This is a genomic window from Rhizobium sp. A22-96 (genome assembly GCF_053521805.1).
This window is the reverse complement of sequence record NZ_JBNWDQ010000002.1, coordinates 1,281,209-1,295,029: the sequence shown is the minus strand read 5'-3', so window position 1 is coordinate 1,295,029 and position 13,821 is coordinate 1,281,209. Positions and strand designations below refer to the sequence as shown.

Annotated in this window: 10 protein-coding genes and 1 pseudogene; 5 read left to right on the top strand and 6 right to left on the bottom strand. The window is 60.8% G+C overall.

What is annotated here, in order from left to right; genetic code table 11:
• Nucleotides 1-503 precede the first annotated feature (503 nt).
• From ACQZ6F_RS12730 to ACQZ6F_RS12720, 3 genes and pseudogenes are all read right to left on the bottom strand, one after another.
• Complete coding sequence (locus tag ACQZ6F_RS12730) at nt 504-3,065, bottom strand: GcvT family protein (RefSeq protein ID WP_449091596.1); 2,562 nt, start codon at nt 3,063-3,065, stop codon at nt 504-506.
• Between the two features lie 201 nt (nt 3,066-3,266).
• Nucleotides 3,267-4,157, bottom strand: a complete 891-nt coding sequence (locus tag ACQZ6F_RS12725) for an amino acid ABC transporter substrate-binding protein (protein ID WP_449091597.1) — start codon at nt 4,155-4,157, stop codon at nt 3,267-3,269.
• Nucleotides 4,158-4,304: 147 nt separating this feature from the next.
• Nucleotides 4,305-5,174 (bottom strand): annotated as a pseudogene (locus tag ACQZ6F_RS12720) (haloalkane dehalogenase); the annotation flags it as partial.
• Nucleotides 5,175-5,239: 65 nt separating this feature from the next.
• Here ACQZ6F_RS12720 and ACQZ6F_RS12715 point away from each other — a divergent pair.
• Together ACQZ6F_RS12715 and ACQZ6F_RS12710 are read left to right on the top strand one after the other, a co-directional pair.
• The gene (locus ACQZ6F_RS12715; RefSeq protein WP_449091598.1) at nt 5,240-5,722 is read left to right on the top strand and encodes a MarR family winged helix-turn-helix transcriptional regulator; all 483 of its coding nucleotides are present in this window, start codon (nt 5,240-5,242) and stop codon (nt 5,720-5,722) included.
• A gap of 171 nt (nt 5,723-5,893) precedes the next feature.
• Nucleotides 5,894-6,559 carry a cysteine hydrolase family protein gene (locus ACQZ6F_RS12710; RefSeq protein ID WP_449092382.1) on the top strand — a complete coding sequence of 222 codons (666 nt, stop codon included), beginning with the start codon at nt 5,894-5,896 and terminating at the stop codon, nt 6,557-6,559.
• A gap of 59 nt (nt 6,560-6,618) precedes the next feature.
• Here ACQZ6F_RS12710 and ACQZ6F_RS12705 read toward each other — a convergent pair whose 3' ends face one another.
• Nucleotides 6,619-7,353 (bottom strand): dienelactone hydrolase family protein, encoded by a 735-nt coding sequence (locus ACQZ6F_RS12705; protein ID WP_449091599.1) that lies wholly within the window; start codon nt 7,351-7,353, stop codon nt 6,619-6,621.
• Nucleotides 7,354-7,569: 216 nt separating this feature from the next.
• Between ACQZ6F_RS12705 and ACQZ6F_RS12700 the strand changes: the two genes are divergently transcribed.
• Entirely contained in the window at nt 7,570-9,099 is a 1,530-nt protein-coding gene (locus ACQZ6F_RS12700; protein ID WP_449091600.1) for a S10 family peptidase, read from the top strand.
• Between the two features lie 33 nt (nt 9,100-9,132).
• Here ACQZ6F_RS12700 and ACQZ6F_RS12695 read toward each other — a convergent pair whose 3' ends face one another.
• Nucleotides 9,133-9,750 (bottom strand): TetR/AcrR family transcriptional regulator, encoded by a 618-nt coding sequence (locus ACQZ6F_RS12695; protein ID WP_449091601.1) that lies wholly within the window; start codon nt 9,748-9,750, stop codon nt 9,133-9,135.
• A 79-nt stretch (nt 9,751-9,829) separates the two neighbouring features.
• Here ACQZ6F_RS12695 and ACQZ6F_RS12690 point away from each other — a divergent pair, with 79 nt between their 5' ends.
• Nucleotides 9,830-10,441, top strand: coding sequence for an NAD(P)H-dependent oxidoreductase (locus tag ACQZ6F_RS12690; protein ID WP_449091602.1), 612 nt, complete (start codon nt 9,830-9,832; stop codon nt 10,439-10,441).
• Between the two features lie 4 nt (nt 10,442-10,445).
• Here ACQZ6F_RS12690 and ACQZ6F_RS12685 read toward each other — a convergent pair whose 3' ends face one another.
• Nucleotides 10,446-11,960, bottom strand: a complete 1,515-nt coding sequence (locus tag ACQZ6F_RS12685; protein WP_449091603.1) for a mechanosensitive ion channel family protein — start codon at nt 11,958-11,960, stop codon at nt 10,446-10,448.
• 250 nt (nt 11,961-12,210) lie between these two features.
• On the opposite strand from ACQZ6F_RS12685, the gene ACQZ6F_RS12680 reads away from it, so the two are divergent.
• A complete protein-coding gene (locus ACQZ6F_RS12680) occupies nt 12,211-13,797 on the top strand; it encodes an aldehyde dehydrogenase (NADP(+)) (protein ID WP_449091604.1) in 1,587 nt (528 codons plus the stop codon).
• The last annotated feature ends 24 nt before the right edge of the window (nt 13,798-13,821 follow it).

The window sequence follows — 13,821 nt, the reverse complement described above, 5'->3', positions numbered from 1 at the left end:
ATGCAAAAGCTATCGCTGACGCGAAGACTTCTTCTTCGCTGGCCATCGTAGCTCATCGTCCCTCAGCACCATAACCTGAAGGGTGAGGCGCGTTCGAGCAAAGCTCGATCAAACAGTCCTGTGGACCGTTTGAAGCAACGAACGGGGCAAAGCCTGCCCACAAATCCAAACACAAAAAGCCCGCCTCAAGCGGGCCTTTTTGTGTCTGGTAACCAATCGAGGAGTTAACACTCGGGACCACCCAGTTCGCCCGCCTACCGCTCCGGATTAAGAATGCAGCACTGTTCGGGCACAGGCACGAGCGTCGCCGCACTACCTAAAGCCTGCCCCGCAACCAAGCTTCTCCCAAAACAAACATAGCCCCAGCAAGCCGGATCTACGCGGTGGATGCCAAAGATGATCCCAAATAGCTTCGGCGCCAAACTCTCCAAACTCAAAAAGCAAACTGCCCGCCTGGAAACCAAACGGGCAGCCAATGGACTTTGGTCTTGAAGAGCAGGCGATCAGCTGCGTGGCTTCAGATTTTCGGCATCATAGAGCGGCTTGTACCCGACGCCAGCGACTTCCACCGGATATGTCTCACCGAAATATTCGACCGTCAGCTTGCGTCCCTCCTGGGCATGGGACCAGGGGAGGTAGGCAAGCGCAATATTCTTGCCGATGGTCGGGCCATAGGCGATCGAGGTGGTGAAGGAGCGGCGGCCGAGCTCGTCGACGAGGGTCTCGCCGGTTTCCGGATCCATGACCGGCAGGATGCCGACGGGGTAGCGGGCGACTCCGTTGGAGTCGGTATTATCGGTGACGACGAGCGTGCAAAGCATGGCCGGCTGATGCTCGCGGGCGCGATATTCGAGATGCTTGGCCTTGCCGCGGAAATCGGCGTCCTTGACCTTCGGGCGCGCAAGATCGGCTTCGAGTAGATTATACTCCGTCAAAAGGTCGGCATTCTGCAGGCGTAAGCTCTTTTCCATGCGGCGGGTGTTGGCATAGGTTTCGACGCCGACGGCGATGGCGCCCGTCGAGCGCAGCGCGTCCCAGACGGCCAAGGCGTCGCCATAGGCCATGTGCAATTCCCAGCCCTGTTCGCCGACGTAGGAAATGCGGAATGCGGTGACGTTCTTGCCGGCGATGCGGATCTGCTTGATCGCGGCGAAGGGGAAGTTCTCGTGTGAGAGGTTTTCCGGGTTTTCGACCACTTTCTGCAGGTTGGTGCGGGCGTTCGGCCCCCAGATACCGATCGTGACATAGCGTTCGGTGACGTCGGTGATGGTGACGTTGAAACCCTTGTCTTCGGCAACGCGGCGCATGTAGTGGAAATCGCGCGGGCCGGCATCGGCGCCGTCGATCAGGCGGCAGCGATCAGCCATGCGGATGACGGTAAAGTCGGCGCGAACCATGCCTTCGTCGTCGAGGAAGTGGGTGTAGATACCCTTGCCGATATTGGCATCGCCACCGATCTTTGCGGCGCACAGCCATTCCAGCAGCGCGACATGATCGGGACCTTCTATGTCGTACATTGCGAAATGCGAGAGGTTGATGATGCCGCAATCTTCGCTGAGAGCCAGATGCTCGGCATTGGAGACGCGCCAGAAGTGGCGGTTGTCCCATTCGTTTGCGCGCACCGGGATGCGATCGCCGTATTTTTCAAGCAGATGCTCGTTTGCGGCATAGCCGTGCGCGCGTTCCCAGCCGCCGAGCTCCATGAAGTAGCCGCCGAGTTCCTTTTCACGCTCATAGAAGGGCGAGCGGCGGATGTTGCGGCCGGTCGCATAGGGTTCGCGCGGATGGACGGCGGGATTGTAGATCTTCTGCGCGGCCTCGGTGCAGCGACCCTCGATGAACTTTTCTTCCAGCATATGCGGGTAGAAACGGGAATAATCGATCCTGTTGTGGTCGATGGGTGTGCGGCCATCGGTCATCCAGTCGGCGACGAGCTTGCCGAAGCCGGGACCGTCCTTGACCCAGATGGCGACGCAATACCAGAGACCGCGGACCTTCTGGCTTTCACCGACGGACGGACCACCATCGGTCGTTACCTGCAGCAGGCCGTTGAAGGAATGACCCTCGTTGTAACCGAGTTCGCCGAGGATCGGCGTCAGTTCCATGGCGCGTTCGAGCGGCTCGATGATCTGCTCCATGTCGAGATCGCGCTGCGAGGGTGAGAGGCGTGCCTCGTGCTTTTCGAGGAGGTCGCGCGGATGGCAGAGACGGGGGTTCTTCTCTTCGTAGTAACCCCATTCGATCTGGCCGCCTTCGGCAGTCTTCGGGTCGCCGGTGTCGCGCATATAGGCGGAGTTGCCCTGGTCGCGCATCAGCGGGAAACCGATTTCCTTGCCGGTGTTGGCAAACTCGTTATAGGGGCCGAAGAAGGTCAGCGGGTGGTCGACTGGCATGACCGGCAGGTCTTCGCCAACCATTTCGGCGATCAGGCGGCCCCAGAGTCCGGCGCAGACGATGACATATTCCGCCTCGATCGTGCCGCGATGGGTGACGACACCGGTGATGCGGCCGTTCTTGACGATGAGCGACTGGGCCGGCGTGTTGGCGAAGGATTGCAGCTTGCCGCTCTTCTCGCCCTGATCGATCAGCTTGCCGGCAACGGTCTGCGAGCGCGGAATGACGAGGCCGGCATCCGGATCCCACATGCCGCCCTGCACCATGCTTTCCTCGATCAGCGGGAATTTCTCCTTGATCTCGGAGGGTTCGATCAAGCTCACGCGCGTGCCGAAGGCCTTGCCCGAAGTCACCTTGCGCTTGATTTCCGCCATGCGATCGTCGTCGCCGACGCGGGCGACTTCGAGGCCGCCGACGCGGGCATAGTGGCCGAGCCTATCGTAGAAATCGATGGAATAAAGGGTCGTCCAGCAGGAGAGGAAGTCATGGCTGGTCGTGTAGCAGAAGTCGGAGGCGTGCGCCGTCGAGCCGATATCCGTGGGGATGCCTGATTTGTCGATGCCGACAATATCATCCCAGCCGCGCTCGATCAGATGATGAGCGATCGATGCGCCGACGATACCGCCGAGCCCGATGATGACGACCTTCGCCTTTTGAGGAAATACTGCCATTGCGTGCGACCCTGATTGATACTGAAAGCGGATTTTATGATGTGCGCGGCGGCGACCAGAGCCTGTCTACGACATATTCAAGATGCTTGCACGACGACCACCAGACCGCCCAGCTTGAGAAGCGTGGGATTTTGCCATCGTAAGCATGGGGCGAGGATGTCGCAAAGGCGATGGCACGCTTTTAGGCCCGTATCTGCCGCCCTATTGCGGAATGGATTGCATCATGATCTCGCGACGCAAAAGCGGGCCTTCTTCACCAAAATAGCTTGTGAGCAATTTGCTGAAATCATCCGATTGGAATGTTTCGGTCAGGGTCTGATCGACCAGCAGGCGGAAAGCGGAATCATCTTTCCGGAGCGCTATGCCATAGGGCTCGTGCGTGAAAAGACGGTTGCCTATCACAAGCGCAGCCGGCTTGTGGGCATGGGTTGCCAGATCGAAAAGCAGCGCGCGGTCGGCAAAATAGGCGTCGATCTTATGGTCTTCGAGCGCGGTCAGGCCGTCCTGATGCGTGGCGAAATCGGCGATCCGTGTTTTGGGCATATCGGGGCCGAGTGCTTCGCGCAGCGTCGCGCCCGTCGTCGTGTCGGCGCGAACGCCGATCGTGCTCGTCGCGGGCGCCTGCCTGGCGGAAACCTGCGTCGGCATCTTGTCGAGGAAAAGCACTTTCAGATAGTCGGGCGAATCCTTGCGCAACAGGGCGCTCGCGCCAGTCAGGAAGATCGGCTGGGAAAAATCGACGTTCTGGCGCCGGCCGAGATTGATGGTGAGGGCGCCACAGAGAAGGTCGACCTGGCCGCTTTTCACTGCATCGAAGCCATCGGCGAGGGTGGTTTCGACATAATCGCGCTTCAGATTGGCGACCTTGGCCCCCACGGCATCGGCTATTTTCCCGCAGAGATCGATGGCATAGCCCGTCGGGTTGCCATCCTTCTTCTTGAAGGAGAAGGGAGCCTCGTCGCTGATATAGCCGATCCGTATCGTGCCTTTTTGCGCGATGAGGTCGAGCGTCTGCGCAGCTGCAGCCGTGTAGGCGGATATGCCGAGCACAATGCCTGCCAGAACCAATCGTCGCATGCAATTCGCCGGCATATCCTGATCTCCGAAAGAAAAATGGGCGATCGCAAAGGCTTAGGCGCAGATTATGGGCTGGCAGGTTTTTGTCAACGGCGGATTGTCTTCGGCACTTTGCTATCGAGCAAAGGTGGCGGAAACTGACCGCTCGAAAGGCCGCATGCCTCACTTCGACAGGGTGTGGCGATCCGCCCAGCCGGAGATGGCAGCGGCGATGGCCTGGGGCTGATCTTCCGGTGCGTTGTGCCGCGCCGGTCCGCAATTCTCGACCTCCAGATTGGCTATATTCGCCCGGCACCAGGCCGTCATCGTCTCTCCGATCAACAATGTTTCGGCCGGGCCGTCGAAGGTCAGGAGAAGCTTGGGAACTTCGGTGCTTTTCGCGAGCCAGGCGTCGTAAGCTTCGATGCGCTCGATCACATCGGCCGGTTCGCCTTCGATCGGCATCGAGCGCGGCCAGGCAAGTAGTGGTCGGCGGCTTTCGCGCGTCGGATAGGGGGCAGCGTAGACGGCATGGTCCGCTTCGCTGAGGCCATTGAGTACGGTGAGCTTCAGCGCCTGCTCGATGAAGAAATTCTCGTCCAATACCTTGGTTTCACCGATACCGGGTGACCGGAGCGCTTCAAAGCGCGGGCGTGCGCCCGGAAAGTCGTCCCAGGTCATCGGCCGAACGATCGCTTCTAAAAAGGCGATGCCACGCACGCGTTCGGGGTGGCGGGCCGCCCAGTCGAAGGCGAGGGCTCCGCCCCAGTCATGGCCGACCAGCACGACATCGTCGAGCGCCAGCGCATCGAACCAGGCATCGAGATAGCGGGTATGATCGGCAAAACTATAGGCGATATCGGGCTTGCCCGAGCGGCCCATGCCGATGAGATCCGGCGCAAGGCGGCGGACTGACGTGGCAATGTGAGGGGAGACATTTCGCCATATGTGCGACGAGGTGGGATTGCCGTGCAGGAACACGAAGGGCGCTCCAGTTCCCGCATCCTCGTAGAAAATTGTCGAATCCAGCACGTTGACCATGGGCATGTGGGTATCCTCTTCTGAAAAGAAATGGTAAGGTACCTGTCTATTATCATAATGGTCAGGTACCTGTCTATATGGAAAATGATGCTCCGGCCCAGCTGTCGCTTGGCCTGCTGTTGCGGCTGGTTCACCAGCACTACGCTCAGGATGTCGATGCTGCCTTGGAAGAGGCCGGCTTTGCCGATATTCGGCCGTCGCATTCCAATGTCTTCACCTTCGCGCGCCCGGAAGGAATCCAGGTGAGCGAGCTGACGCGGCTTGCTCACGTGCGCAAGCAGACGATGACGCAGGCAGTGGAGGAGCTTGAGCGCCTGGGTTATGTCGAGCGCCGGCCGGATCCGAGCGACCGGCGCGCGCGGCTGGTTTTCCTGACCGAGCGCGGCAAGGGTGTGCGGCCGGTCGCGATGGCAGCCGGCCGGCTGGTGGACCGGCGCTGGTCCGACATGGCCGGATCGGAAGAGATCGAGGCGATCAGGCAGGCTTTACAAGGCCTGCTTGAAAAGCTGCGCGGGGGCGACGGAGATGCCGGCGAGCCAGTGGACGGGGCAGGCGGCTAAACCAAATCATTGAGCCGTCCGGGGCTGCTGCTGTATCTCAGTGCGGCCCCCCGATATCACGAAGAGTTTCGTTACCCTGTCGCGGTTTCTGGCCTATCTGTTTTGCACCATCGTCAATCCATGGGAACGCTGATGCAGGAGAGAAACTTGATGCGAACGACAAATGTCAGGATGCGGAAAGCAGGCTTTGTGCTCGGTGCGGTTTTTGCAGTACTTGGCGTGACCAACAGCCCCGCACTGACATCACCGGCGGCGGCGCAGACGATCATCGACGATTGGGCCAAGGTGAAGCCACCGGCGGCACCGGAGCTGAAACCGGTCACGGTCGATCTGAAGACGACCGCCTTGCTGGTGCTCGATTTCAATGGCGCGCAGGACCCGACCAAGGGGCCGTGCAACGAGAAAACCAAGCCGCGTTGCCTGGCCTCCCTGCCGAAGGTCAAAACCTTGCTCGATCAGGCGCGTGCCAAAGATGTGCTCGTGGTTTTCAGCCTAGGTGGCGCCGGCGAGGCACAGGATATCGCAACGGTTCTGGCACCGCTGGCGAGCGAGCCGGTCGTAAAATCCGGTCCAGACAAGTTCATCGGCACCAATCTGCGCAGCATCCTGGCCGACAAGGGCATCAAGACCGTCATCGTGACAGGCACGGCCTCGGAAGGCGCCGTTCTCGATACGGCGACGGACGCAGCCTTGAACGGTATGAACATCATTCTGCCCGTCGACGGCATGTCGTCCACCGAGCCCTATGCCGAGCAATATGTGGCCTGGCACATGGTCAATGCGCCCGGTGTCTCGCAGAAGACGACGCTGACCAGTATCGACAAGATCAAGTTCTGATCCAGTAGTCGATTGGAGGAAGCATCCCGCTTTCGATCGAGAGAGCGGGATGACGATGTTTAAGCCAGTGCTTCGTCGAATAGATTGAGAAGGCGCTTCCAGTGCCTTTCGGCGCCAGTCTCGTTGTAAACGCCATGGTGGTCGGGCACTGTCCATCCATGCGCCATGCCGACATAGTTTTCGACGATGTGGTCGACGCCGCCGGTGCGAAGTGCTTCAGCAAGGCGGGCCGATTGTTCCGGCGGGAAGCTGTTGTCGACACCGGCGACGCCGACATAGACGCGTGCCTTGATATCGGCTGCAAGGCGATGCGGGCTGTCTTCCGCGTCGCTGGCGAGATTGCCGCCATGGAAACTGGCGGCTGCAGCGATGCGATCGGGATAGGCAGCAGCCGCGGTCAGGGCGCGGCCGCCGCCCATGCAATATCCGACCGCGCCGACCGCACCCTTGGCGCCGGCAGCCGATAGGGCATCAAGGAAGGCGGCGCTATCGGCTTTGGTCATTTCCTGCGTCGTGCCACGCAGCATCGTCATAACGGCTTCACGAGATGTCGGGTTGCCGAAGGCACTGCCGTCGAAGGGACCATAGGCGCCGAACCGGTAGAACAGATCCGGAAGCAGCACGATGTGGCCGGCATCGGCCAGCCGTTGCGCCATGCCGTAAAGTGAATCGCGTGGACCCATGGCATCCATGTAGAAGATCACGCCATGCTCGGCCGCAGAACCGTTATCGGGGCGGAAGAGCGCGGCCTTGACAACGCCGTCGGCTGTCTTGATGTCGATGTCCTGTTTCATCGTCGTATCCCTTGCGATGCTTGTTGTCTGATTATCTTCCCCGCGTAGCGGCCACCTTGGCAAATGGCCGGCAGGTGCTCAATAGCAGCCTTCGCTGAAAGTGATGCGACCGGCGGATCGCCGATCAACATCTCTTGAGTTTCCGTGTCCGTCTGCCGTGACATAGTATCGCCAGTAATAATGGCTATGGGCCGGACCTTTGGAGGATATGCCTTGATGTCTTTTCGCCAGACGGTTCCCGGCTTGCTTTTGGCGCTTTCCCTGATGTCGACGCCGGCTTTTGCGGCGGCGCCCGAGCAGCCACATGCCGCGCCGGGTAGCGGTGGTGTGCTCTCGCTGCTGCCGCCGGATGCGGTGAGCGACCATGTGCTGAATGCCGGTGACAAGAGCATTGCCTATACGGCGACGGCCGGCACGCTCGATCTCTTCGGGCAGGATGGCCAGCGCAGCGCGGCGATCTTCTACACCGCCTACGTGGCAAAGAACCGCGATGCCGGCCGGCCCGTCACCTTCATCTTCAATGGTGGACCGGGGGCTGCGTCGGCTTTCCTCAATCTCGGTCTTGTCGGCCCACGCATTGTCGATTTCGGTCCCGATGGCCGCGATGGCGCCAATGCGAAGCTGGTGGACAATCCGCAAAGCTGGCTCGATTTCACCGATCTCGTGTTGATCGATCCGATTGGCACGGGCTGGAGCCGGACGGTGAAGCCGGATGACCAGAATGATTTCTATGCGGTGGACAGCGATGCCGAAAGCCTTTCCAAGGCGATCGCGCTTTACGTCAGCCATAATGGCCGCGCCGTGTCGCCGAAGTATATTCTCGGCGAAAGCTATGGCGGATTTCGCTCGGTCAAGGTCGCCAACAGCCTGCGTGAGGATCAAGGCATACTGATCTCGGGCATCGTCATGCTCTCGCCCTTGCTCGAGGGCCGATATGTCTTCGGCGGCAGCGACGATGCGCTCGGCGCTGCCCTGGAGCTGCCTTCGCTGGCCGCAGCCGAGCTGGAGCGGCAAAATGCGTTTAGCGACAAAGCGGTTCGGGATGCACAGGCGTTCGCCCTGAGCGAATATCTGCCTGCCTTGGCTGGTCCGCCTCCTTCAGGCGATGCCGGTCGGGCCTTCTATGGTCGGGTGGCAAAGCTGACCGGCATCCCCGAAGATGTCGTCGCAAGGAATCAGGGCTTTCTCGGCAGCGTCTATCGGAAACAGTCCGACGGCAGTGGTGGCGAAGTGGCGAGCGCCTATGATGCGTCCTTTCTGGCGCCAGACCCCTATCCGCAGTCGGAGTCCGAGCATGGAGGCGACCCGATCCTCGATGGTTTCGTCCGCGCCTATGGCGGTGCGTTTTCGAGCTACGCGCGCGATGAACTCGGCTTCCACACCGATATGACCTACACGCTGCTGTCGTCATCGGTGAACAGACAATGGAAATGGGGCGGGCGGAACAATGGCGGCTCGCGCCTCAGCGCTGGCGTCACAGACGATCTCAAGGAATTGCTATCGCTATCGCCATCCTTCCGGCTCATGATCGGTCAGGGCTATAGCGATCTCGTGATTCCCTTCGGCGTTAACAAATATGTGCTCGACCATATGCCCCCGTCCCTTGCCGATCGGGTGGCGCTGAAGCTCTACCGTGGCGGCCACATGTTCTACACCCGGCCGACCTCGCGCGAGCAGTTCACCGGGGATGCCAAGGCGTTCTTCGCCACGCAGGCTCAGGCTCAGCCGGCGATTAAGTCGAACTAGCAGGCCTCTAGTGCAACGCCATCGGCCGTGATCTCAGGTGCTTCTCGCGACCATCCCTTTGATGGTCTCGAAGAGCTCATCCTTAGCCTGCTGCGGGGTAATGTCTCCCTTGCTCGCGGCATAGGACAAGGATTCGGCCGCACCCAGCATCGCCCAAAGGCCGGCCGTCGCGATGGAGCGGTTGCTGGCGAAGGGCGCGAGTGTGGCCCGGCACTTCTCGATGAATGCCGTCTCATATTCACGCTTGATCGCTTCGAGTTCCGGAGAGCCTGCGAGTGCGGCGATGATGCCGGGTATCTCGCGGCCCTGCAGCAGCACGCAATCGACATAGGAGGTTGCGATGACCATTGCCTTATCAATCAGGGTTGGCGCGCTCGCCTGAAGCGCTCCATCCATCACGGTATTCTGGCGCTCGTCGAACTCCCGATAGAGCGCTGCCAGCAGGCCAGGGCGGGTGGCAAAGTGGTCATAGACGACAGGCTTCGTCACGCCGGCTCGCTCTGAAAGCCTTCCCAGCGTCAGAGCTTCCGTGCCCTCTTCCCCCACGATCCGCCAGGCGACCTCTATGAGCTGTCGATACCGATCCTCGCGCGACAGGCGGCTGCGCGGCCGTGAACCGGCCGTGTAATTTTTGTCTTCTGCGGTTGACATCGCTATATACCAAAAGTAACTTACCAAAAGTATATAAGGTTAAGTAGCCTTCTGCAATTGGCTCATAGGAGTTTTTCATATGCATGCACTCATCGTTGTCGCGCATCCCGATCCGAAGTCACTCAGTCACAGCGTCGCGGCGCATGTCGCCGAGGGCGTGATCGGTTCGGGCGACACATTCGAGATCGCCGACCTTACCGCCGAAGCGTTCGATCCGAGGTTCAGTGCTGCCGATATTGCCCTTCATCTCAGGGAGGCGTCGGCGCCTGCGGATGTCGCTGCCGAACAGGCGAGGATCGACCGCGCCGATGCGCTGGTGCTCGTCTATCCCGTCTATTGGTGGTCGATGCCGGGGCTTCTTAAGGGATGGATCGATCGGGTGTTCACCAACGGCTGGGCTTATGACGAGATGCCTGGTGACAAGTCGATCAAAAAGCTGGGGCATCTTCGTGTCCATCTGATTGCCATCGGCGGAGCCACCATGCGCACCTATGCGCGCCATGGTTATTTCGGCGCCATGAAGACGCAGATCGACCATGGAATTTTCGGCTATTGCGGCGCATCTGTCGCGACGTCCGAGCTGCTTCTGACGGAAGCGCAGGATGTGGCGTCCCATCTCGATACCGCCCGCACCATCGGGCACAATCTCTTTGCCGCTGCTCAGCGGGATAAGACGGCAGACGCGGCCTAGTGCCCTAGTCGTGCTGCTGCAGCTGGAAGAGATGCTTGATGCGTGAACTCAGCGAACTGACGGGGGCGCCGTGGACCAGCAGATCGGCGTTGGAGAACAGGTGCTGCTCGGCCTCGATGCGCTTCGCCATGATGGCGCCAAGCTCCTCGGCAAGCGCCGGTCTGTCATGCAGCAGCGGCGCCAGGCACTCCTGGCCAATCTCGTAGGTGACGACGAAGGTCAGGGCGCGGACCGTCCCGACTTCGCCTGTTCCCATCAACAGCCCGTTCTCGCCGAAGTAATCGCCGGGAGCTAGACGCGTCAGTTCGATCTGGCGATGTCCTTCGTGGCGGGTGATACTGACGACGCCCGAGCGCACGATCGTCAGTGCGCGAAGCTGGGCGTCCTGTTCGGCAATGATTGCGTCCTTGCGATAGGTGTGTCGTTGCATGCGCGATGCCAGGTGCTCCTTCTCGTCTTCTGTCAACGATGAGAAGAGCGGGATGTTGCTGACCAGCCGCCACGGGGTTCCGGGAGCATGCTGCTGCTCGCCCGACGTTTCCGCCTTGTGTTCCGCCGGTAGCGTGATCGTGCCTGGAGGGCCGGCAAGTTTCAGGCCCGCCGCCTTCGAGTGGCGGTAGAGGAGATCGTAGATCTCGTTCTTTGCAGCCGTTATCAGCGATATGTCCCGCACGCGGAACGAAAGCTGCAGCTCGATTGCCTGCCCGTCGATGGAATTGATGGCGACGCTGGGCTCCGGCGTCTTCTGGATCGAGTTGCAGCTGATCAGCACGTTCTGCATGAGATCTGCGACGATCCGCGGCAGGGTGGTTGGCTGAATGCGGACGGTGACCGTAGCGCCGTGACTTTCGTCGGGAGAGGAGAGATTGGTCAGCCGGGTCTTGGCAAGCACGCTGTTCGGGATCACCACAAGATCGTTGGTGCCGTTCAGGAGCTGCGTCGCCCGCCAGTTGGTTTCCACGACACGGCCCTGGATATCGTTCTCAAGCACGATCCAGTCACCGACCGAATAGGGCCGCCCGAGATTGAGCGCGATGCCGGAGAAGACATCGCTTAACGTACTCTGCAGTGCCAGGCCGAGGATGATGGCGAAGACGCCGGAGGTGGCGATCAGCGTGCCCACCGGAACGCTGAAGACATCGCCGACGATGGAAAGGATCGCGCCGAGATAGATGATGCCGACGATCAGATCCTGCACGAGCCGGCCCTCGCGGGGCTTGCGCTCGAAAATCAGGAACAGGCGCACGCAGGCAATCAGCACCCAGGCACCATTGATCCACCAGATGATCTTGGCGAACCCCGTGAAGCTGCGCAGCGTCACCGAGTCCTGTGGTGGACTCGGCTCGTAGGGGACGATGCCGTGATAGAGCAGAAGTACGGTCAGGCTGACGAAAAAGACGACTTGCCCGATCAAACGACCGGCGCGCTGATGCCGTAGCATGATGCGGCTAACGAATGTGCCGATAACCACCAGCACGCAGAACTGGGCGATCGGGTTATCGAGAAGTGCAAGGAACATGGGGACTTGGCCGCACTCGGTCTTTCGGATGGCTGTTAAATTGGCACGAAAGAGACCACAACGCCATACGGGGATGAATTCGTTGACTTCCTTCGCAACGAGGTTGCGCTCAAGGGCCGCTGACGCTGCAATCTTGTGGATTCAGCCTTGATAATTAGATGACGATTATCATCTTACATCTGTCATCCCATCCTGCTATCTGCTTTTGCGAGTGCACCTTGCGGTGCTTCGATTTCATCAAGGAATATTCATGACACAGTCTTTCGAGATTAGCGGCGATTTGCTGATCGGCGCAGAATCCACCGGTGACAACAAAACCGCGCGTGCCATCAACCCGGCAACCGGCGCCAATCTGGAGCCGGCTTTTGCTATCGCCAGCGAGGCAGAGGTCGCACGGGCCTGCGAACTGGCCGCCGAGGCTTTCGATGTCTACCGCGCTACGAGCCCTGAAGTGCGCGCTGCATTTCTCGAAAAGATTGCCGACAATATCATTGAGATCGGCGATGCGCTGATCGAGCGGGCAACCGAGGAAACCGGTTTGCCGGTGGCCCGCCTGCAGGGCGAGCGGGGCCGCACCGTCGGGCAGCTCCGGCTGTTTGCGCAGGTGGTTCGTTCCGGCGAATGGCTGGATTTGCGTGTCGATCCGGCGTTGCCGGAGCGCAAGCCGCTGCCGCGGCCCGATCTGCGGCTGCGCCAGATCCCGCTCGGCCCGGTCGCCGTCTTCGGCGCGAGCAACTTCCCGCTCGCCTTCTCCGTTGCCGGTGGTGACACCGCATCCGCGCTTGCTGCCGGTTGCCCTGTCGTCGTCAAGGGACACCTTGCCCATCCGGGCACGGGCGAACTTGTGGGACGCGCTATCCGCGCTGCCGTTGCGGCCTGCGGCCTGCCTGAAGGCACGTTCTCGCTGCTGACCGGCGCCAACGAGACCGGCGCGGCGCTGGTGCGCGATCCGCGTATCAAGGCCGTCGGCTTCACCGGCTCGCGTGGCGGCGGTCTGGCGCTGGGCGCTATCGCGGCTGCACGGCCGGAACCGATCCCGGTCTATGCCGAGATGAGCAGCGTCAATCCTGTCTTCCTGTTTCCGGCCGCACTTGCAGCGCGGGCAGAGGCCATCGGAACGGGCTTCATCGATTCCCTGACTCTCGGCGCCGGCCAGTTCTGCACCAATCCCGGTCTGGTCTTTGCCATCGATGGCCCGGATCTCGATCGGTTCGTCCAGGCCGCCAGCAATGCGCTCACCGGACGCGCGCCGGCGCCGATGCTGACGCCGGGCATTCACGCCGCTTTCGACAAGGGCGTTGCCGCTCTTGCGGATCATGAGGCAGTCAAGACGGTTGCCCATGGCGCGCCGGCAGAAGGCGTCAACCGCAGCCCCGGCATCTTCTTCGAGACCGATGTCGAGCAGTTCCTGGCAGATGAGCGCCTGGGACATGAAGTTTTCGGCGCGGCAAGCCTGCTGGTGCGCTGTAAGGATATCGATCAGATGATCGCGGTTGCCGAAAAGCTCGAGGGCCAATTGACTGCCACGCTGCAGATCGAGGCTGGCGACCATGCCGTTGCCGCAAGATTGCTGCCGGTGCTGGAACGCAAGGCCGGGCGCATTCTTGCCAACGGCTGGCCGACCGGTGTGGAAGTTTCCCATGCCATGGTGCATGGCGGACCGTTCCCGGCGACATCGGACAGCCGCACGACCTCGGTCGGCACGCTCGCCATCCGCCGCTTCCTGCGCCCGGTCTCCTATCAGGATTTGCCGGAGGGTCTGCTGCCGACAGAGCTGCGCGACGATGGCGTCAAGACGTTGCCGCATCTGCTCGACGGCGTGCGCAAGGGTAGCTGAGGATAATTTCTATCCCCATGAAAC

Coding starts and splice junctions, on each gene's coding strand:
- ACQZ6F_RS12705 (WP_449091599.1), bottom strand. CDS start 7,353: ATGAAACAGGACATCGACATCAAGACAGCCGACGGCGTTGTCAAGGCC.
- ACQZ6F_RS12695 (WP_449091601.1), bottom strand. CDS start 9,750: ATGTCAACCGCAGAAGACAAAAATTACACGGCCGGTTCACGGCCGCGC.
- ACQZ6F_RS12710 (WP_449092382.1), top strand. CDS start 5,894: ATGCGGAAAGCAGGCTTTGTGCTCGGTGCGGTTTTTGCAGTACTTGGC.
- ACQZ6F_RS12725 (WP_449091597.1), bottom strand. CDS start 4,157: ATGCCGGCGAATTGCATGCGACGATTGGTTCTGGCAGGCATTGTGCTC.
- ACQZ6F_RS12685 (WP_449091603.1), bottom strand. CDS start 11,960: ATGTTCCTTGCACTTCTCGATAACCCGATCGCCCAGTTCTGCGTGCTG.
- ACQZ6F_RS12690 (WP_449091602.1), top strand. CDS start 9,830: ATGCATGCACTCATCGTTGTCGCGCATCCCGATCCGAAGTCACTCAGT.
- ACQZ6F_RS12680 (WP_449091604.1), top strand. CDS start 12,211: ATGACACAGTCTTTCGAGATTAGCGGCGATTTGCTGATCGGCGCAGAA.
- ACQZ6F_RS12730 (WP_449091596.1), bottom strand. CDS start 3,065: ATGGCAGTATTTCCTCAAAAGGCGAAGGTCGTCATCATCGGGCTCGGC.
- ACQZ6F_RS12700 (WP_449091600.1), top strand. CDS start 7,570: ATGTCTTTTCGCCAGACGGTTCCCGGCTTGCTTTTGGCGCTTTCCCTG.
- ACQZ6F_RS12715 (WP_449091598.1), top strand. CDS start 5,240: ATGGAAAATGATGCTCCGGCCCAGCTGTCGCTTGGCCTGCTGTTGCGG.